Genomic DNA, 18,763 nt, shown 5'->3' on the forward strand with positions numbered 1-18,763 from the left:
CCTCACATGTGCCTGTCCCGTATTCAGATCGCTGTTCTCGCCTCCGCGGCGTCGCTACTCCTTCTGAGCGGCTGTGCCGACCAATCGGTTGAGGACAGCGCCGACTCAGGATCCCCGCTCGCGCCTTACTACGAAGCGCTTCACGGGAGCGGTCGGACTTCCGAGGACATGGAGAGGGAGATTCGTGAGACGGGCCAGCGCATCGAGGAGGACATCGCTGAGTGCATGAAGAAGCAGGGCTTTCAATACACACCCTTCGTTCCCCCCGCCGTCACTTTCGATGTAGCGGTCGATGAGGAGGGAGGTGCCTCTCCCGACGACAAGAGGTGGGTGGAGAAATGGGGATACGGGATTGTCGCGGGGGTCGGCGAGGTGCAGCTCGACGAGGCGGTTTCCGATGAACCCGTCGAAGACCCCAATAGCCAGTACTACGAATCCCTTACCGCTGCGGAGCAGGTCGCATACAACGAGACCCTGTACGGGCCGGAGGAACCAGCGGAGGGTGACGGCGTGTTTGAGGGAGAGGGCTGGGAGACCGCCGGCTGCGCAGGAGCCGCGGCACACCGCGAGGAGGTCGCGCGGCGAGGGCCCGAACTCGCCGCCTTCGACGACTTGATCGCCCGGATGGATTCTGTCTGGGCAGAATTCGAGAGCCACCCGGGTCTTGTTGCGCTGAATCATGCATGGTCTGCCTGTATGGAGGCGCGAGGGGAACCGGGTTTCGACGCCCAGCAGGATGCGGCAGATTCGATTTCGACGGCATACGCGAAGCTTCGTTTCGCCTCAGACAGCGAGTCTGACGAGGTGCCACCTGTCACGCCCTCCAATCTCTCGCCGGAGGCCAGCCCGCAGGTCGCAGCGCTGGAAGAACGCGAGATCGAGTTGGCACTTGTGGACCTCGCATGCCGCGAAGAAACGGACTTCGACGCAAGTCAAGCAGAGATCTTCGTGCAGATGGAGCAGGAGTTCGTCGACGCGAACAAGGAAGAGCTCGACGCGATGAAGCGCGCGGCGGAACAGGCGGGCTGACGACTCGGACCCAGCGATGCCACCTCGACCGGCGCAGCGTGGCATATCGGAACACTCCAAATCGGCCCTCAAACAGGCGTTTTCATTCCCGGATCGAGTGCGCCGTTTCTTACGTTGGAATTTCCTCGTACCGATCCGGAGATTCCTCATGCGCTCGACCGTCCCCCCTCGTTGTCGTATCCGCGGCGTCGATCCTCGTCCTCGCAGGGTGCTCATCCGCCACGGGAGACGACTCCTCGTCTCGCGCCGATTTGTCGCCGCTTCAGCCCTACCTCGACGCGATCTACGGAAGCGGAAGCGATGCAGAGTCGCAGCGACGCGCGGAGGAGACCGCCGTGGAGGAGAAGATCGCGGCGTGCATGAAGGAGGAGGGATTCGAGTACACGCCGAACATCTCGGCGGATGCCGGCGCGACGACATCGGATGCGGACTGGAGGCCCGATGACCGCAGCTGGGTGGAGCAGTGGGGTTACGGAATCGTCGACTGGCCGGGGCGAGAGCAGGCGAGGGAGGACGGCGAGGCGGCGCTCGCTGCCGACGCCAACTATGCGTACGTGATGTCGCTTTCGGAGGCGGAACAGCGGGCGTACGAGATCGCCCTGTCCGGAGCGGTCTCGAGCGAGCTGCAGGAAGCGGCGGCGAGCGGCGAGCCGCTGCCCGTCACCGATGGAGGGTGTCAAACGAAGGCCAATGACGAGGTCATGGCTGAAGCGCCCGAGATCGATCTCGGCGCGTTCAAGGATCTGATGGGGCGCATGGAGACGCTGTGGAGCGACGTCGAAAGCGACCCGCGATTCGTCGAGCTCGACGAGCAGTGGTCGGCCTGTATGGACGACGGCGGCGAGCCCGGTTTCTCGAGACAGCGCGATGCCTCTCAGTCGATCGCCGAGGCGCTCCGGCAGCTCATGCCGCCGCCCAGTGACGCCGGCGCTGACCCCGCGCAGAGCAGCACCGAGGTGACGCCGCAGACCGATCCGGCTGCAGCCTCACTGCAGGAGCGCGAGATCGAGCTGGCGCTCGTCGACCTCTCCTGCCGCGAGGAGACGGACTACTTCTCGCAGCGCGATGACATCGTTCGCCACGTCGAGCAGGAGTTCGTCGACGCGAACAAGGAAGAGCTCGACGCGATGAAGCGCGCGGCGGAGCAGGCGGGCTGACGTGCGCCACGATGATGTGACATCGACGGAGGTGCTCGCCGAGGTCGACGACGATCGGAACGGCGGTCCCGAGTCGGAGGAGGCGACGCACGCCGACGCGGATCGGGTTCCCGGGGAGAGGTCGTCACGGGCGGCGGGCTGGGGGCGAGTGCTCCGCGGCAACAGGGCGCTGTGGCTCGTCGCGCTCGGCGCTGTCGTGAGCCTCGTGGTCGGGTTGCTCGTCGGTCGGTTCGTCATTCCGGCCGAGGCATCCGCCGACGATGCGCCGGAGCCCGGTTTGGTGACGGCGCCCGTGCAGTACGGAACGCTCACGAACGACGTGACGCTCCGCGCAGACGTGGGATACGCGGATGCCGTGGACGTCAAGGTCGACACGTCCGCCCTGTCCGGGGGTGACGCCGTCGTGACGGGACGGGTGCCCGAGGTCGGCGCCGTCCTCGACATCCGCTCCATCGCTCTGGAGGTCTCGGGGCGTCCGCTGATCGTCCTGCCGGGGGAGCTGCCGGCGTACCGCACGCTCAGCTACGGGCTGGAGGGTCCGGACGTGCTCCAGCTCAAGCAGGCGCTCGCCGCGGCGGGCCTCGATGTCGGCGACGTGACGTCGAACGTCTTCGACCGCGCAACGGCGGATGCCGTCGGCCAGCTGTATGCGCAGGCCGGATATTCGGTGCCCGAGGCCGCGGAGGGTTCGGACGAGGCGGTGAGCACGGCGGAGCAGGGTGTGCGGGCAGCCGAAGACGGTGTGACGGCCGCGGAGAAGGCGCTGCGCGAGGCATCGGCCGGCCCCACCGTCGCCGCACGATTCGATGCGGACGTCGCGGTGGCGGCTGCCGAGCAGGCACTCGCCGACGCGCAGGCGAACGGAGGGAACGTGCAGCAGGCGCAGTGGGACCTGCAGAAGGCGAAGCTCGCCCGGGACGAGGCGCTCGCGGCGAAGGACACGAGTGCGGAGAAATCGGCGGTCGAGTCGGCGAAGGAGTCGCTCGCCTCGGCGAAGAACACGCTCGAGAAGGCGGAGCAGGAGGCTCTGCCCTTCCTGCCGGCGAGCGAGGTTCTGTTCCTCACCGCGCTGCCACGCAGGGTCGACACGGTCGCCGTCCAACGGGGCGATGTGCTCACGGAGGCCGCGATGACCGTGTCCGGAGCGACGGTACGCCTGACAGGTGCGGTCGCCGAAAGCGACGCCGGTCTGCTGAAGAGCGGCGGGGAGGCGACGTTCGAGCTGCCCGACGGCACCGCGCATCGCGCCGTGGTGGCCTCGGTCGAGAAAGGCGAGGGCGAGTCGCCGCGGTGGCAGGTTCTGCTCGACCCCGATCCGCTGACGCCGGAACAGCTCGAAGCGCTGAAAGGAACCAACGTCCGCGTCGATGTGCCCGTCGGGGCGACCGCGGGGGAGGTGCTCTCGGTACCGGTGTCGGCGGTGACCGCCGGTCCGGGCGGCGAGTCCCGCGTCGAGGTGGTCGACTCCGACCCGCGTGAGGGCGACGACGCTGAGACGCATCTCGTCACGGTGAAGACCGGACTGGCTGCGAAGGGTGCCGTCGAGGTCACGCCTGTCGAGGGCGAGCTCGAAGAGGGCGACCTGGTCGTGGTGGGACGGTGAGCGACGGGCTCGTCGAGCTGCGTGACGTCACGCGCTCCTTTCCGGGGCCGCCCGAGGTGCAGGCGCTCAAGAGCGCGACTCTGAGTGTGCCCGCGGGCGACTACATCTCGATCGTCGGTCCGAGCGGCTCCGGCAAGTCGACGATGCTCAACCTGCTCGGTCTGCTGGATCGGCCGAGCGTCGGGGAGTACCGGCTGGCCGGAGCACCGACGAACGCGCTGACCGAGGACGAGCGCGCGGCCGTTCGGGCGCGGTTCATCGGCTTCGTCTTCCAGGCCTTCCATCTCATGCCCCGACGAAGCGTGCTCGACAACGTGCTGCTCCCGATGCTCTACAGCGGGGTGCCCCGGGGTGTCCGCGAGGACCGTGCGCGGGAAGCGCTGATCCGCGTGGGGCTCGGGCATCGCATCGACTTCCTCCCGAACGCGCTGTCCGGCGGTGAGAGGCAGCGGGTCGCGATCGCCCGCGCCGTCGTGAGCGGACCCCGTCTCCTGCTCGCCGACGAACCGACCGGCAACCTCGATCAGCGGACGTCCGCCGAGGTGATGGAGCTGTTCGAGGAGCTCAACGACGATGGACTCACCCTCATCGTCATCACCCATGACCCGGCCATCGCCGCACGTGCGCACCGCCGCATCCGCATCGCCGACGGAAGGCTGAGCGAGCTGTGAACGTCAAGGAATCTCGACGTCCGGGACGGGCGAGACGATCGGGCGCGCTCCCGTCCTACCCCGGGGCGTCCGCGGCGAATGCCGATGATCCGTCGTTCTTCCGCGAGGGTCCGACACTTCTCCGCGATGTGCCGCCGGCCGACCGTTTCTCCGCCCAGGACCTCGTGGCCGAGGCCACCGCCGACATCGGATCGCGCCCGGCGAGGCTCGTCATGACGCTGCTCGGAACGGTCCTCGGCATCGCGTCGCTCGTCGCGACCCTCGGCTTCGCCCAGACGGCCGCCGCCCAAGTGGCGCGGCAGTTCGACGCGCTGGCCCTCACGCAGGTAGTGGTGGCCCCCGCGGAAGCGTCCACCGGAACGAGCGAGAAGACGGTCGCCGCCGGGCGGCTGCCGTGGGACTCGCCCGAGCGGGTCCGATTGCTCGCCGGGGTCGAGAGTGCAGCACTCATCACCTCCATCGAGCTGCCCGAAGGGGAGACCATCACCGCTGTTCCGGTGAACGACCCGTCTGCGCCGCAGGCGACGGCGCCGACTCTCGTCGCCGCGAGCAGTGGGTTTCCCGCCGCGGTCGATGCAGATGTCGTCAGCGGTCGCTTCTTCGACGACGGTCACGACGAACGCCGTGATCGGGTCGTGGTTCTCGGAGTCGGCGCCGCGGAACGGATGGGGATCAACCGGGTCGATTCGCAGCCCTCGGTCTTCATCGCGGGGCTGGCCTACTCGGTGATCGGCATCGTCGACGGGATGGAGCGGCGCGGGGAGTTCCGTGACGCCGTCATCATCCCCGATGGTGCCGCTCGCGCCGACTTCGGCCTCGAGGCGCCGGCCGAGCTGACGATCGGAATCGTGCTCGGGGCCGGCCCGCAGGTGGCGGAACAGTCGGTCGTCGCGCTGCAGCCGGATGCACCGGAGTCGCTCGAGGCGCAGGCGCCGCCCGCCACGTCGGAGCTGAGCCGCGACGTGCGCGCGGATGTGAACGTCGTCTTCCTCATCCTCGGCGCGATCGCTCTGCTGGCCGGCGGCCTCGGCATCGCCAACGTCACCCTGCTCTCGGTGATGGAACGTGTCGGGGAGATCGGACTCCGGCGTGCCCTCGGTGCGACGCGCCGCCAGATCGCAGCGCAGTTCATGGTGGAGTCGGTCGTCATCGGATTCATCGGCGGGTTGATCGGCGCTGCGCTCGGCGTCGCCGGCGTGGTGGTGGTCGCGATCGTCCAGGGGTGGTCGCCGCAGACCGACCCGGTCGTGGCCGGATGCGGTGCGCTCCTCGGCGCCGTCGTCGGGTGCGGCGCCGGGTGGTACCCCGCCCGTCGAGCCGCGCGCATCGAGCCCGTCGCCGCGTTGCGCGGCGTGTGAGAGGACCCAACCGCTAGACTCGACCGAGCACGAGTGAGCAGGAGAATCGGTGGCTGAGAACGCGGGAAAGTCCAGGGCGGCGGCGAAGAAGGTCGACGACGCACCCATCGGACCGACCGGTCGTCCGTACCGCGGTTTCCCGACGCCGAAGCCGCTGGCCTCGCACGGTCCGGCGCGCATCATCGCGCTGTGCAACCAGAAGGGCGGCGTCGGCAAGACCACGACGACGATCAACCTCGCCGCGTCGCTCGCGGAGTACGGCCGCAAGGTGCTCGCGGTCGACTTCGACCCGCAGGGCGCGCTGTCGGCCGGTCTCGGCATCCAGACGCACGACGTGCCCACGATCTACGACCTGCTGCTCGACACCAAGCGCGACGCTCGTGAGGCGATCGTGCACTCCGGCGTCGACGGCCTCGACGTCATCCCCGCGAACATCGACCTCTCGGCGGCCGAGGTGCACCTCGTCAACGAGGTCGCACGCGAGACGATCCTCGCCCGCGTGCTGCGCCAGGTCACGGGCGACTACGACGTCATCCTCATCGACTGCCAGCCGTCCCTCGGGTTGCTCACCGTCAACGCGCTCACCGCCGCCCACGGCGTGATCATCCCGCTCGAGTGCGAGTTCTTCGCGCTGCGCGGTGTGGCTCTGCTGATCGAGACGATCGACAAGGTGCGCGACCGGCTCAACCCGTCGATCGAGATGGACGGGCTGCTCGCCACGATGTACGACCCGCGCACCCTGCACTCGCGCGAGGTGCTCGAGCGCGTGGTCGAGGCGTTCGGCGACGACGTGCTCGAGACGGTCATCGGTCGTACCGTGAAGTTCCCCGACGCCTCGGTCTCGGGCGTGCCGATCACCGAATTCGCGCCGGAGCACGCCGCAGCGCAGGCCTACCTGCGCCTGGCGCGGGAGCTGGTCGCACGTGGCGCCGTCGCCTGAGCCCACGGTCTCACCCGACGACGCCTCACCCGACCACGCCTCGGTCGAGGCATCCGATCCCGGCTTCCGGGTGTCGCTGTCGAACTTCGACGGCCCGTTCGACCTGCTCCTCACGCTCATCTCGAAGCACGAAATGGACATCGCCGAGGTCTCGCTCAGCGCCGTGACCAACGAGTTCATCGCGTACCTCGCGGCGCTCGACGGCGACGAAGAGCTCGATCAGGCGTCGGAGTTCCTCGTCGTGGCGGCGACGCTGCTCGATATGAAGGTCGCCGGGCTGCTGCCGCAGGGCGAGCTGGTGGATGCCGAGGCGGTGGCTCTCCTCGAGGCGCGCGACCTGCTGTTCGCCCGCCTGCTGCAGTACCGCGCGTTCAAGGAGGTCTCGGCCTGGTTCTCCCGGTGCCTGCAGCGCGAGGATCGCCGGCACGCCCGGGCCGTGCGGCTCGACGAGAAACACCGCCGCAAGACGCCCGAGCTGGCCTGGTCGCTCAGTGCCGACGACTTCGCCGCACTGGCGCTGCTGGCCTTCGCGCCCAAGGAGATGCCGCACGTCGGGCTCGACCATCTGCACGCGCCGCTGGTCAGCATTCGGGAGCAGGCGGCGATCGTCGTGACGATCCTGCGCGGGACCGAGGCGGTGAGCTTCCGTGAACTCGTCGCCGGGGTCACGGAACCGGGCATCGTCGTCGCTCGTTTCATCTCGGTGCTGGAGCTGTACCGACACGCCGCCCTGTCGTTCGAACAGCTGGAACCGCTCGGAGAGCTGACGCTCCGCTGGGCCGCCGACTCCTGGTCGGACGAGACACTCGCGACCCTGGGGGCCGACTATGACCGATGACCGTACTGAGACCGCCGCGGTCGAGACGCCGCTCGCCGAACGGATCGAGGCCATCCTCCTCATCATCGACGAGCCGATCGGCCTCGTGGCGCTCGCCGCCGCCGTCGGCGCTCCCGTTCCCGCGGTGCGTCAGACGGTCGCCTCGCTGGTCGACGACTACGACGGGCGCGGCGCGGGACCCCGACGGGGATTCGAACTGCGCGAGGTGGGGGGCGGGTGGCGTCTCTATGTGCGCGAGGATCACGACGATCTCATCGCCGATTTCGTCGGAGGGCAGGCGCCGGCGCGGCTGTCGCAGGCCGCGCTCGAGACGCTCGCCGTGATCGCATACAAGCAGCCGGTGACGCGCAGTCAGGTCGCGTCGATCCGTGCGGTGAACGTCGACTCCGTCGTGCGCACACTGCTCGCCCGCGGCCTGATCACCGAGCTCTTCGCCGACTCCGAGACCGGCGCGATCAACTACGGCACCACCGACGCGCTGCTGCAGCACCTGGGCATCAACTCGATCGACGAACTGCCGCCCATCTCCCCGCTGCTCGATGACGGCGCAGACGGATTCGACGAGGGAGCGCTGCGACGAACGCCGGGCGCTCCGAGCAGGAAGGAAGCGGGATGACCGAGGACACCGGACCCGAGGGCGTACGGCTGCAGAAGGTGCTGGCGGCGGCAGGTGTCGCGTCGCGCCGTGTGGTGGAGCAGTACATCGTCGAGGGGCGCATCCGTGTGAACGGCGAGGTGGTGAGCGAGCTGGGCCGCCGCATCGATCCCGCGACCGACCTGGTCGACGTCGACGGTACGGCGGTGCAGCTCGACGTCTCGAAGCGCTACGTCATGCTCAACAAGCCCACGGGCGTGGTGAGCAGCATGCGGGACGAGAACGGGCGGCCCGACCTGCGGCGCTTCACCGATCACTACGAGGAGCGGCTGTACAACGTCGGTCGGCTCGACGCCGAGACGAGCGGGCTGCTGATCCTCACGAACGACGGGGAACTCGCCCACGTGCTCGCGCACCCCTCATTCGGAGTGACGAAGGTCTACATCGCGAAGGTGCAAGGCGCGGTCACGGCGCAGACGATCGCGAAGCTCACGAAGGGGATCGACCTGGAGGACGGCTTCATCGCCGCCGACAAGGCGCGCCTGCTCGACACCTCCCGCGGATCGAGCCTGGTGGAGCTGACCCTGCACTCCGGTCGCAACCGCATCGTGCGACGGATGCTCGCCGCGGTGGGGCATCCGGTGACGGAGCTCGTGCGCCGGCAGTTCGGGCCCCTGCACCTGGGGACGCTCCCGGCGGGGAAGACCAGGGACCTGAGTAAAATCGAACTCGGCGCGCTGCTGACTCTGTCGCGCCGGGATTCCGGTGTCGCCGCGGCGCCAGGCGAGCAACAGGAGAATCAGTGACCGACACCACGAGTGCGCCCCGTGTGCGTCAGACGACCGGTGTCGCGCCGCGTCTGTCCGGCACGGTGCGCGTCGTCGGCGCCGGTCTGCTCGGTGCGAGCGTCGGCCACGCGCTGCGCGCGAAGGGCGTCGACGTCGCGCTGACGGATGCCTCGCCCGCCCAGCTGCGCCTCGCCGTCGACTACGGCGCCGGACGCTTCGCCGACGACGCCGACGAGCCCGTGCTCATCGTGGTGGCCGTGCCGCCCGACGTCACGGCCGACGTGATCGCCGCGGAGCTCGAACGGTTCCCGCGCGCCGTCGTCACGGACGTCGCGAGCGTGAAGCTCGAACCCTTCCGTGCGCTGCAGGAGCGCGGAGTCGATCTCGCGCGCTACATCGGCTCCCACCCCCTCGCCGGACGGGAGCGCGGGGGAGCGATCTCCGCGCGCGCCGACCTCTTCATCGGTCGCCCCTGGGTGGTCTGCCGCGACGAGCAGACGAGCGCTGCCGACCTCGCCCTCGTCGAGGCGCTCGCGCTCGATGTGGGCGCCATGCCGTTGGAGATGACCCCGGAGGAGCACGACCGATCGGTCGCCCTTACCTCGCACGTGCCGCAGGTCGTCGCCAGCCTGCTCGCTGCACGCCTCGCCGAGGCCGACGAGGGCGCGCTGCGTCTCGCCGGCCAGGGCGTGCGCGACACGACCCGCATCGCGGCATCCGCTCCCGAGCTGTGGGTGCAGATCCTCGGGGCCAACGCGCAGCCCGTGGTCGAGATCCTCGACGCGCTCGCCTCCGACCTGCGCGAGGTGTCCGACGCCCTGCGCGCACCGGGTGCCGCGGGGGCCAGGAAGGTCGTCGCCGAGGCGATCCGTCACGGCAACGACGGCGTCGAGCGGCTCCCCGGCAAGCACGGCCAGAACCGCCGTTTCGAATCGCTCGTGGTCATGGTCGACGACACGGCCGGGCAGCTCGGCCGCCTCTTCGGCGAACTGGGGGAGCTCGGCGTCAACGTCGAGGACCTCCGGCTCGAGCACTCTCCGGGAGCACAATTCGGCCTCGCCGAGATCAGCGTCGACCCGGCAGCCCTGCAGGGCGCCATCGCCGGTCTGCAGGAGCGCGGCTGGCGGATCGCGGGGAGCACCAATGACTGACACCAGCACCCGAGGGGAGACCGCCATGGTCGACTTCATCGCCATCGACGGTCCCGCGGGGTCGGGCAAGTCGAGCGTGTCGAAGGCGGTCGCGCGGCGACTCGGCTTCGGCTACCTCGACACGGGATCGGCGTACCGGGCGCTCGCCTGGCACGTGCTCGACCGAGGGGCCGACACCGACGACGCCGACGCGGTCCGCGCCGCAGCATCCGACTTCCCCGTCCGGCTCGGACTCCACCCGGACGACCGCACCGTGCAGGTCGGCGAGGCCGACGTGACCGACGCGATCCGCGAGACCCGCGTCTCGGGCGCGGTCAGCGGCGTCGCGCGCGTGCCGGAGGTGCGCGCGCAGGTCAACGACCTCTTCCGGTCCCTCGTGGCCGAGGCCCCCTACCCGGCCGTCGTCGTCGAGGGGCGCGACATCACGACCGTCGTCGCGCCCGACGCGCCCGTGCGCATCCTGCTCACGGCAGCCCCCGAGGTGCGCGCCGCGCGCCGGGCCGGCGAACTCGCCGGCGAGAACGCGGCGGCCGTCGCCGAAGCGCTGCACAAGCGGGACGCTTCGGACAGCGCCGTCGTCGACTTCCTGAACGCCGCCGAGGGCGTGGAAGTCGTCGACTCGACCGCGCTCGATTTTTCCCAGACCATCGATGCCGTTCTCGCGGTGATCGAAAGACTCCGAGGAGCACACCGTGGCCGATGACGAATACGAAGGCGCGCCGGATCAGCTCGCCGAGAAGATGGAGAACCTCGACGAGCAGCTCGCCGAGCAGCGCGCCGAAACCCTGCGGCAGGGTCTCGCCGACTACGAGCTGGACGACGAGGACGCAGCCCTCCTCGCGGGCATCGAGCTCGGCGAGGACGGCATCCAGTTCCTCCCGGCCCTGCCCGTCGTCGCGATCGTCGGACGACCGAACGTCGGCAAGTCGGCGCTCGTGAACCGCATCCTCGGCCGCCGCGAAGCCGTCGTGGAGGACACGCCCGGTGTCACCCGCGACCGCGTCACCTACAAGGCCGAGTGGTCGGACCGTCGGTTCACCCTCGTCGACACCGGCGGGTGGGAGCCGGATGCTCGAGGCATCGACCGCTCCGTCGCCGCGCAGGCCGAGGTCGCGATCGACCTCTCCGACGTGGTGCTGTTCGTCGTCGACGCAATGGTCGGCGCGACGTCGACCGACGAGCACGTCGTGAAGCTGCTGCGCAAGAGCGGTAAGCCGGTCTTCCTCGTCGCCAACAAGATCGATGACGCCCGCCAGGAGCCGGAGGCCGCGGCGTTGTGGAACCTGGGCCTGGGGGAGCCGCACCCCGTGTCGGCGATCCACGGTCGCGGCGTTGCCGACCTCCTCGACGAGGTGCTGAAGAAGCTCCCCGAGGTGTCGGCCGTCGCCAAGGCCGAGATCGGCGGGCCGCGTCGGGTGGCGATCCTCGGCCGCCCGAACGTCGGCAAGTCGTCGCTGCTCAACAAGGCTGCCGGCGAGGAGCGCGTCGTCGTGAACGACCTCGCCGGCACCACCCGCGACCCGGTCGACGAGGTGGTCGAGCTCGGCGGCAAGCTGTGGACGCTCGTCGACACCGCCGGCATCCGCCGCCGCGTGCACATGGCGCAGGGCGCGGACTTCTACGCCTCGCTGCGCACCTCGGCCGCGTTGGAGAAGGCGGAGGTCGCGGTCGTCGTGCTCGACGTCTCGGAGACCATCAGCGAGCAGGATGTGCGCATCATCGACCTGGTGCTCGAATCGGGGCGCTCGCTCGTGCTGGCGTTCAACAAGTGGGACCGCCTGAACGACGACGACCTCGAGAACGCCGACCGCCGCCGGTACCTCGAGCGCGAGATCGAGCAGGACCTGGCGCACGTCGCCTGGGCGCCGCGGGTGAACATCTCGGCGAAGACCGGTCGTCACCTCGACAAGCTCGTGCCCGCGCTCGAGACCGCTCTCGAGAACTGGGACCGCCGCATCCCCACCGGCAAGTTCAACGCGTTCCTCGCCGAGCTCGTCGCAGAGCACCCGCACCCCCTGCGGGGTGGGAAGCAGCCGCGCATCCTGTTCGGCACGCAGGCGTCGACGCGTCCGCCGACGTTCGTGCTGTTCACGACCGGGTTCCTCGACCCGGGGTACCGGCGCTTCATCCAGCGTCGTCTGCGCGAGCTGTATCCGTTCGAGGGAACGCCGATCGTCATCAACATGCGCGTGCGCGAGCGTCGGCAGCGCTGACATCGCGTGGACGTAAACGGCGGGTGTGCTCGAATCGAGCCGCCCGCCGTTCGCGTCGGTGCCGCCGGACTTTCGTCTGTGCGAGGAGGAGACTCCTTTGCGTCGTGTGTCTGCGGTCGACGCCGGTGGCGTGCGGCTGTGACAGGGTGGAGGGGTGACGATCGTTCCTCCTGCCGACGGTGAGCCGCGCCGCCCTCAGGGACCGCGCGACCCGGGTGATGCCTGGGTCGAGGCGCCCAGTGGCCAGCGCTACTGGGGTCGGTTCGGAGCGGCGGGCCTGTTGGCCGTCGACCCCGACCGGGGCGTGCTGCTGCAGCACCGGGTCGCCTGGAGCCACTTCGGGGGGACGTGGGGACTGCCCGGCGGTGCGCTGCACCAGGGAGAGGCGCCGATCGACGGCGCGCTGCGCGAGGCGCAGGAAGAGGCCGGAGTGCCTGACGGCGCCGTGCGGCCGATCTTCACGAGCGTGCTCGACCTCGATGTGTGGGCGTACACGACGGTGGTCGCCGCGGTCGAGGTGCCGTTCGATCCGGTGATCAGCGATCCCGAGAGCGTCGCGCTCGAATGGGTGCCGCTCGACGAGGTCGAGAGCCTTCCGCTGCATCCGGGGTTCGCGTCGTCCTGGCCCACGCTGCGACGTCTGCTCGCGGAGCGCCTGAGTCTCGTCGTCGACGCGGCGAACGTCGTCGGGTCGGTGCCGGACGGGTGGTGGAAAGACCGGGCGGGAGCGACCTCGCGTCTCATCTCTCGCGTGTCGGGCATCGGTGTGCCGGCGGAGTCCGTCGGACTCGAGGGGGCGACCTGGTTCCCGACCGTGGCGATGGTGGTCGAGGGGCAGGCGAGGGCGGTCGACTCCGGTGAGACGGCGGTCGCGATCGTTCGGGCGGATGCCGCGGGCGACGATGCGATCGTCGCGGAGGTCGAGCGTCGTGTCGCGGCGGGGGAGCGGGTGGTCGCCGTGACGAGCGACCGCGAGTTGGTGGGGCGCCTCGAGCGGGCCGATGTCGCCGCCGTGCGCTCGGCGGGCTGGCTGCTCGACCTGGTGTGAATCGGCGTCGTCTCGGCGCGTGATCGGTTCGTGGGGGTTCACACGAACATCACGCGTTTCGGGGCGCGATCGATTGGTTTGCGTTCACACGAACATCACGCGTCTCGGGGCGCGATCGGAGTACGTGCGTCCGAGCGGGCTGGTCCATTCGATGGTGCCGTCGCGGAGCGACCTCGCCGACCACCGGTGCGCGTCGTGCACGTCGGGGTGTTTGAGTGCGTGATGCGCGCGACAGAGGTGGCTCAGGTTGTCGAGCCGTGTTCGACCGCCTCGGGAGTGCTCGTGCGTATGGTCGACGTCGCAGCGGTGCACAGGAGTCCGGCAACCGGGGAAGCGGCAGTGCTGGTCGCGGGCGCGCAGGAACCGTCGCATGTTCTCGGTCGGCGTGTGCGCATCGGTCTCGGTGACCATGCCGTCGGCGTCGAGGAAGAGGCGGCTCCAGCCCGTCGCCCCGGCCGCGAGGGCGCGGGCGGTGTCGGCGTCGATCGGGCCGTGTCCGTCGAGCTCGGCGAGCCGATCGTCGAGGCCGGCGAGCGTGGTGGCTGCGACCGTCACCTGCACGCGCGCCTGGATGCGGTCGAGGCCGGTGCCGTGACAGTCGCTCGGCGTACCGGCGAGGAGCAGGTCGGTGAGAAGATCGGCCCGCACCTGATCGAGCGTGCGCGTGTCACCCGTGCGGTGCTCGACGCCCTCGACGACTCCCGCGCCGATCTCGGTCGGCGTGGATCCGGAACACGCCGCGACGGGACCGCACGAGGTGGACGGACCGGAGGCCGTCGATGGGTCGGAGGTCATAACGCCGCCGGGTGTCGCGAGGACATCCAACGCCGTGATGGTGTCGGACGTCGGGAGCGGGTCGGACGTCGGGAGCGGGTCGGACGTCGGAAGCGGGTCGGTCGTGAATGTGGAGCCACCGAAGATCGCGTCGTCGAGACCGGCGGCCTCCGCATCGTCCCAGGCGACGTGCTCGGGGAGGATCCACTGATCGGGGGAGGTGTCGGCACGGTCGAGCAGCGGGTGCGGCATCCACGCCGGTTCGCGGTCGTCTCGCGTGGCGATGACCTCTCTGGCCATCGTGGTCAAGCGATCGCGTACCGCGAAGGCGAGCGCCTCGGGAAGCACAGCGGTGAGCAGGGCGAGTCCGTCGTCGAGGGACTTTACGCTCACACCCCGTTCGTCCGCCGCGCGCCGGTGTCGCTCACTCACGCTCTCTCCGACGAGAGCCGCCGCCAGGCGCCGCGCGTGCATGCGCGTGCGGGTGGCGGTCTCGCTCTCGGCGACCACCAGCACCGCGTTCTCATACAGGCCGAGCGCCGAGGCATCCGCCCTCCCGTTGCGGATGGCTTCGACGACCACCGCTGCGCATCGCGCGATCTCGTGCGCATGCGCGGCCGTGATGTCGCCCCGCTGGAACGCCTGGCCGACCGCCGGAAGATCGCGCCCGACCGCCATGGCGTCCGCGAACGCGAACTCGATCGCGCCCTGCGATAGTCGGCCAGCCGCTGCGTACTCCGCGACCATGGACCGATGGATGGCGTCGCGATGATGCGGATGCTCAGCGATGTCTCCGTCATGCGTCCGCAGTCGTTCGCCGAGGAGCGCAGACGCCTCCGCTTCGAGCCGAGCGATCTGCCGCCGCACGTCGACCCACGCGTCCACCAGACGTCGACGCTCGTCGAGGTCGAGGGGAGGAGTGGGGGAGCCGGACATACGAACAGTTTAGAACATATGTTCGAACAACGGAAGAGCTATTCGGCGAACGGATCCCGAGAGTTCCGCCCCTGTAGGCGGTCGATCTCGCGCCGCTCCCGCTTGGTGGGCCGGCCTGCTCCGCGGTCGCGCACCGCGATGACCGCTTGAGGCTCACGCACCGGTGTGCGGTCTTCCGCGGCGACGGCCGCGAGCGGCGCGCCCACACGCTTCACGAGCAGCTGCCGCACGATGAGGATGCGATCGAATCCCGAGATGCGGATGCGCACCTCATCACCGATCTTGAGGGCCTGGGCGGCCTTCGCCTTGTCGCTGTTGACCCGCACGTGACCCGCCCGGCACGCCGTCGTGGCGGCCGAACGCGTCTTGAACACGCGCACCGCCCAGAGCCAACTGTCGACCCGTACCGTCGCGCTCATGCGGTGGGCCTCATGACTCGACGGTGACCGTCGCCACCGTGTCGTCGTCGGCGAGGTGCGCCGCGGGCCAGTACCCCTCGGGGAAGTGCTCGCCGCACCCATCGGTGAAGTGCAGCACGATCGATCCGTCGGCTCCGGCCTCGACCGCCTCGAGCAGCAGATCGGACGCGCCCTCGTCGAGGTCGTGCGGCGACGGGTCGCCCTGACTGAAGGTGGCGACGACGGCATCCGATGCAGCCCGCTGCACGCGATGCAGGTCGGCCATCACCGCACGCACGCGGGGGAGCCGCTTCCGTGCCTCGTCGGGGTCGGCACCTTCGAGCATCAGCTCGACCGTCTCGCCGTCGACGTCGGCTGATCCGGTGTACCAGTCGTAGGTCGCCACCGACCCGTCCTCCATCTCGCCGGTCGCGCGCTCGAAGGCGCCGAGAACGAAATCGTCGATGGAGGGATGCTCGTCGCTCATACCTCCACGCTATCGCCGAGGTGGAGCGTCACGAGCGTCCGCCCGCGGGTGAGGTCGCTGCGTCGGACGAAACCCGCGCGCAGGAACGTGCCCAACGTGCCGTGGAACAGCTCATTCGATGCTTGCTTCTGGCCCCGCGTATCGACCGGATAGCCCTCGATCACGCGAGCGCCGCTCGCCCGCGCGAAGGCGACGGCCTCCTGGAGCAGCCGATCATTGAGTCCCTGCCCCCGATGCTCCCGACGCACGACGAAGCAGGTCACCGCCCAGACATCGTCGGTGTCGAGCGGCTCAGCCGTCGCGGCGACGATCGCGCGCGTGTGACCGATCCGCTCCTGCCGCACACGCGGGCCGACGCGGATCCACCCTGCTGCCTCGCCGTCGATGTACGCGACCAGGCCCGGGGGAGGGCCCGCCTCGATCTCGTCGCGGAAGAGCCGCGCCCGATCGTCGAGGGTCGTGGCGTTCCAATCCTTGTTGCGGAGCACCGGCCACACGCACTGGCAGCTGGCGCCGTCGCCCCCGCCGGTGAGCGCGTGCTGCACATCCTCCCACCGCGCGATCGTCGCGGGTGCGGTCGTGATCGTCGTCATGGCCGCACGCTACGCCGGGGCTCCGACACACGCAACGGGCGCTGGTTCGCGGACGCCCGAACCTCAGGCTAAGATGGATGAGTTGCCTGCGCGAGAGTGCAGAACAACGGGCTGTGGCGCAGCTTGGTAGCGCACTTGACTGGGGGTCAAGGGGTCGCAGGTTCAAATCCTGTCAGCCCGACCAGAAAGGCCCGGAACTCATAGGAGTCTCCGGGCCTTCGTCGTACTCGGGCGCCCCGCCTCAACCGACGAGGTATCGCCTCGCGGGAGGACGGATTACCGTTCGGATGATGCCGCCGACGACGACCGCGCCGCCCGCTCTTGCGCGAGCTGCCGCCGCACCTCGATCACCCCTCCCACGAGCGTCACCACGAACAACAGGTCGAACCAGATCGCGAACCCCGTGTGCCACGCCCGCTCGGCGTCGCCCACCGCCTCGTCGCCGGTCCACCCGAGCACCGCGCCGACGGTGAAACATGCGGCGATCGCTCCGAGCGGCAGAAGAGTGATGACACCCCACATGATGCGTCGCGCGGCGGTGCGCGGGGCACGGCGCTGGCCGGCGTGGAGCAGTGCGGACGACATGCCGTGATTCTATGCGCGCCCCGACGAAAGTTCCCCGAGCATCCCGACGAGCGTTCGTGCGTCGTGCGGTGCGAAGCCGCGGGCGTCGTTGTCGAAGTAGACGTACACGTCGCGGGGGCGCCCGTCGCCGGTGGACGTTCCGTCGATCCACCCCTGCACGGAGTCGGCCCAGGCGCGCAGCTCCGCCCCCGTGTATCCGCTCGCATAGAGGGCTTGCGCGCCGTGCAGCCGCACGTAGACGAAGTCCGCGGTGAGCGCTTCGAAGCGCGGCCAGGTGCCCGCCGTGTCGGCGACGACGAGTGAGACGCCGTGCTGCGAGAGCAGGTCGAGAGCGGCTGCATCCGCGAAGTCCGCCGAGCGGGGCTCGAGCGCGTATCGGATCGGCGCATCCGTTTCGATCTCGAGCCAGGCACGCCCGTCGAGCCGCTCGTCATGACGCCGCGCGAGGTCGAGAGCCTCCCCGGTCGTGGTCGGCAGGGCGTCGAGGAAGGCCGCGATGACCTCGGGCTCGAACTTCTGCCGGGCCGGGAGCTGCCAGAGGATCGGCCCCAGTTGCGAGCCGAGCGCCAGCACCCCCGACGCGAAGAAGTTCGCCAGCGCCTGCTCGACGTCGCGCAGTCGCAGCATGTGCGAGATGTACCGCGACCCCTTCACGGCGAACGGAAAGTCCGGCGGCACCTCGGCGCGCCACCGTCGATAGCTCTCGGGGCGCTGCAGCGAGTAGAACGATCCGTTGATCTCGACGCTCGTCATCTGCTCGCCGATGTAGGCGAGCTCCCGCCGCTGCACGAGTCCCTTCGGGTAGAAGTCGCCGCGCCAGCGGGGATAGCGCCACCCCGACACGCCGACGTAAGCCCGCCCGCGGGTCGGTTCCGGTGTCTCGGCCATGCGGCGACGGTAGACGGCCGACCTGGCCGACTCCGAGCGTCTTGACCGGTCGGGGCGGGAGGGCTATGCGGATATCGCCCTCTCGATCGGCCCGCCCCAGATACGGGTGTCATCGAGAGGGCTCACCGCCCTTCCCCGGGCGGGAGGCCGCGAATCATCGCTGCGCTCGTCGACCGATTCCCCAGTCCTCGGCCGTCGCCCCCGCTATGAGATGCAGGGTACGCCCAAAACCTCGTGTCCGCCATATGGGGGACACGGCAATTTTCGCCGGGCATCCGCGACGGTCGGCTATCGCCGTGCGCGGATGCTTCCTAGAGTGGTCGCATGGACAGGACGATCGTGGTCCCCGGGCAGGTCGCCATCGCTCAGGGGCACCGGCTCGAAGTCGTCGAGCGCCTCGACGGGGTGACGGGCGAAGCGGTGATCGCCGGGCTCCGCGACCTCGAGACCAACGTGCGCTATCGGTTGATCGAAGAGGCGGGGGGAGACCCGGTGCGGTGGCTCGGACGGGTGCTCGACTGCACGGTCGTGCTCTCGGCCACGGGTTCGCGCACCGAGCTGCGTCTCGACGCGACGGGCCCCGGAGCGATCGGGGCGACGGTCGCGCTCGACGAGGCGGATGCCGCCGCCGAGGCCGCGAAGGCGGAAGCCGACCGCTGGGGGAGCGCAGTGCCGGAGCCGGAGCAGACCGAGCGCTTCTGGTGAGCACGC

General features: G+C 69.8%; 20 protein-coding genes and 1 tRNA gene. 15 read left to right on the top strand and 6 right to left on the bottom strand.

The window, feature by feature from the left end; translation table 11 throughout:
• The first annotated feature begins 6 nt into the window (after nucleotides 1–6).
• From AC3A3J_RS08130 to AC3A3J_RS08190, 13 genes are all read left to right on the top strand, one after another.
• Nucleotides 7–1,029, top strand: coding sequence for a hypothetical protein (locus AC3A3J_RS08130; protein WP_487671799.1), 1,023 nt, complete (start codon nucleotides 7–9; stop codon nucleotides 1,027–1,029).
• Between the two features lie 335 nt (nucleotides 1,030–1,364).
• Nucleotides 1,365–2,186, top strand: a complete 822-nt coding sequence (locus AC3A3J_RS08135; protein WP_487671800.1) for a nucleotide exchange factor GrpE — start codon at nucleotides 1,365–1,367, stop codon at nucleotides 2,184–2,186.
• 1 nt (nucleotide 2,187) lies between these two features.
• Nucleotides 2,188–3,789 (top strand): efflux RND transporter periplasmic adaptor subunit, encoded by a 1,602-nt coding sequence (locus AC3A3J_RS08140; RefSeq protein ID WP_487671801.1) that lies wholly within the window; start codon nucleotides 2,188–2,190, stop codon nucleotides 3,787–3,789.
• The gene (locus AC3A3J_RS08145) at nucleotides 3,786–4,460 is read left to right on the top strand and encodes an ABC transporter ATP-binding protein (RefSeq protein WP_487671802.1); all 675 of its coding nucleotides are present in this window, start codon (nucleotides 3,786–3,788) and stop codon (nucleotides 4,458–4,460) included. The genes AC3A3J_RS08140 and AC3A3J_RS08145 overlap by 4 nt, the downstream gene beginning before the upstream one ends.
• Before the next feature lie 212 nt (nucleotides 4,461–4,672).
• Nucleotides 4,673–5,818, top strand: a complete 1,146-nt coding sequence (locus AC3A3J_RS08150) for an ABC transporter permease (protein WP_487671803.1) — start codon at nucleotides 4,673–4,675, stop codon at nucleotides 5,816–5,818.
• 49 nt (nucleotides 5,819–5,867) lie between these two features.
• Nucleotides 5,868–6,758 (top strand): ParA family protein, encoded by an 891-nt coding sequence (locus AC3A3J_RS08155; protein ID WP_314648116.1) that lies wholly within the window; start codon nucleotides 5,868–5,870, stop codon nucleotides 6,756–6,758.
• Nucleotides 6,742–7,596, top strand: coding sequence for a segregation and condensation protein A (locus tag AC3A3J_RS08160; protein ID WP_487671804.1), 855 nt, complete (start codon nucleotides 6,742–6,744; stop codon nucleotides 7,594–7,596). The genes AC3A3J_RS08155 and AC3A3J_RS08160 overlap by 17 nt, the downstream gene beginning before the upstream one ends.
• Complete coding sequence (gene scpB, locus AC3A3J_RS08165; RefSeq protein WP_487671805.1) at nucleotides 7,586–8,212, top strand: SMC-Scp complex subunit ScpB; 627 nt, start codon at nucleotides 7,586–7,588, stop codon at nucleotides 8,210–8,212. Before AC3A3J_RS08160 ends, scpB begins: the two co-directional genes overlap by 11 nt.
• Nucleotides 8,209–8,997, top strand: coding sequence for a pseudouridine synthase (locus AC3A3J_RS08170; protein WP_487671806.1), 789 nt, complete (start codon nucleotides 8,209–8,211; stop codon nucleotides 8,995–8,997). The genes scpB and AC3A3J_RS08170 overlap by 4 nt, the downstream gene beginning before the upstream one ends.
• Entirely contained in the window at nucleotides 8,994–10,130 is a 1,137-nt protein-coding gene (locus AC3A3J_RS08175; RefSeq protein WP_487671807.1) for a prephenate dehydrogenase, read from the top strand. Before AC3A3J_RS08170 ends, AC3A3J_RS08175 begins: the two co-directional genes overlap by 4 nt.
• Nucleotides 10,123–10,833, top strand: coding sequence for a (d)CMP kinase (gene cmk / locus AC3A3J_RS08180; protein ID WP_487671808.1), 711 nt, complete (start codon nucleotides 10,123–10,125; stop codon nucleotides 10,831–10,833). The genes AC3A3J_RS08175 and cmk overlap by 8 nt, the downstream gene beginning before the upstream one ends.
• A gap of 37 nt (nucleotides 10,834–10,870) precedes the next feature.
• Nucleotides 10,871–12,343, top strand: a complete 1,473-nt coding sequence (der, locus tag AC3A3J_RS08185) for a ribosome biogenesis GTPase Der (RefSeq protein WP_487673086.1) — start codon at nucleotides 10,871–10,873, stop codon at nucleotides 12,341–12,343.
• Nucleotides 12,344–12,497: 154 nt separating this feature from the next.
• Nucleotides 12,498–13,391, top strand: coding sequence for an NUDIX domain-containing protein (locus AC3A3J_RS08190; protein ID WP_487671809.1), 894 nt, complete (start codon nucleotides 12,498–12,500; stop codon nucleotides 13,389–13,391).
• Nucleotides 13,392–13,475: 84 nt separating this feature from the next.
• Here the strand turns inward: AC3A3J_RS08190 and AC3A3J_RS08195 are convergent, their stop codons facing one another.
• From AC3A3J_RS08195 to AC3A3J_RS08210, 4 genes are read right to left on the bottom strand one after another with little or no spacing between them, the layout of a single operon-like run.
• Complete coding sequence (locus tag AC3A3J_RS08195) at nucleotides 13,476–15,101, bottom strand: HNH endonuclease signature motif containing protein (RefSeq protein ID WP_487671810.1); 1,626 nt, start codon at nucleotides 15,099–15,101, stop codon at nucleotides 13,476–13,478.
• 38 nt (nucleotides 15,102–15,139) lie between these two features.
• Nucleotides 15,140–15,520 (bottom strand): RNA-binding S4 domain-containing protein, encoded by a 381-nt coding sequence (locus AC3A3J_RS08200; protein WP_487671811.1) that lies wholly within the window; start codon nucleotides 15,518–15,520, stop codon nucleotides 15,140–15,142.
• A gap of 10 nt (nucleotides 15,521–15,530) precedes the next feature.
• Nucleotides 15,531–15,986, bottom strand: a complete 456-nt coding sequence (locus AC3A3J_RS08205; RefSeq protein WP_487671812.1) for a hypothetical protein — start codon at nucleotides 15,984–15,986, stop codon at nucleotides 15,531–15,533.
• On the bottom strand, nucleotides 15,983–16,579 hold the full coding sequence (locus AC3A3J_RS08210) for a GNAT family N-acetyltransferase (protein WP_487671813.1): 597 nt from the start codon (nucleotides 16,577–16,579) through the stop codon (nucleotides 15,983–15,985). The genes AC3A3J_RS08205 and AC3A3J_RS08210 overlap by 4 nt, the downstream gene beginning before the upstream one ends.
• Before the next feature lie 107 nt (nucleotides 16,580–16,686).
• Between AC3A3J_RS08210 and AC3A3J_RS08215 the strand changes: the two genes are divergently transcribed.
• Nucleotides 16,687–16,763, top strand: a tRNA-Pro gene (locus AC3A3J_RS08215).
• A 92-nt stretch (nucleotides 16,764–16,855) separates the two neighbouring features.
• On the opposite strand, the gene AC3A3J_RS08220 is transcribed toward AC3A3J_RS08215, so the two are convergent.
• Both AC3A3J_RS08220 and AC3A3J_RS08225 read right to left on the bottom strand, forming a co-directional pair.
• On the bottom strand, nucleotides 16,856–17,164 hold the full coding sequence (locus AC3A3J_RS08220) for a hypothetical protein (RefSeq protein ID WP_487671814.1): 309 nt from the start codon (nucleotides 17,162–17,164) through the stop codon (nucleotides 16,856–16,858).
• 9 nt (nucleotides 17,165–17,173) lie between these two features.
• A complete protein-coding gene (locus tag AC3A3J_RS08225) occupies nucleotides 17,174–18,052 on the bottom strand; it encodes a DUF72 domain-containing protein (protein ID WP_487671815.1) in 879 nt (292 codons plus the stop codon).
• A 324-nt stretch (nucleotides 18,053–18,376) separates the two neighbouring features.
• Between AC3A3J_RS08225 and AC3A3J_RS08230 the strand changes: the two genes are divergently transcribed.
• Entirely contained in the window at nucleotides 18,377–18,757 is a 381-nt protein-coding gene (locus AC3A3J_RS08230) for a hypothetical protein (RefSeq protein ID WP_487671816.1), read from the top strand.
• Nucleotides 18,758–18,763 lie beyond the last annotated feature (6 nt).

Source organism: Microbacterium sp. Soil_N32 (genome assembly GCF_057655505.1).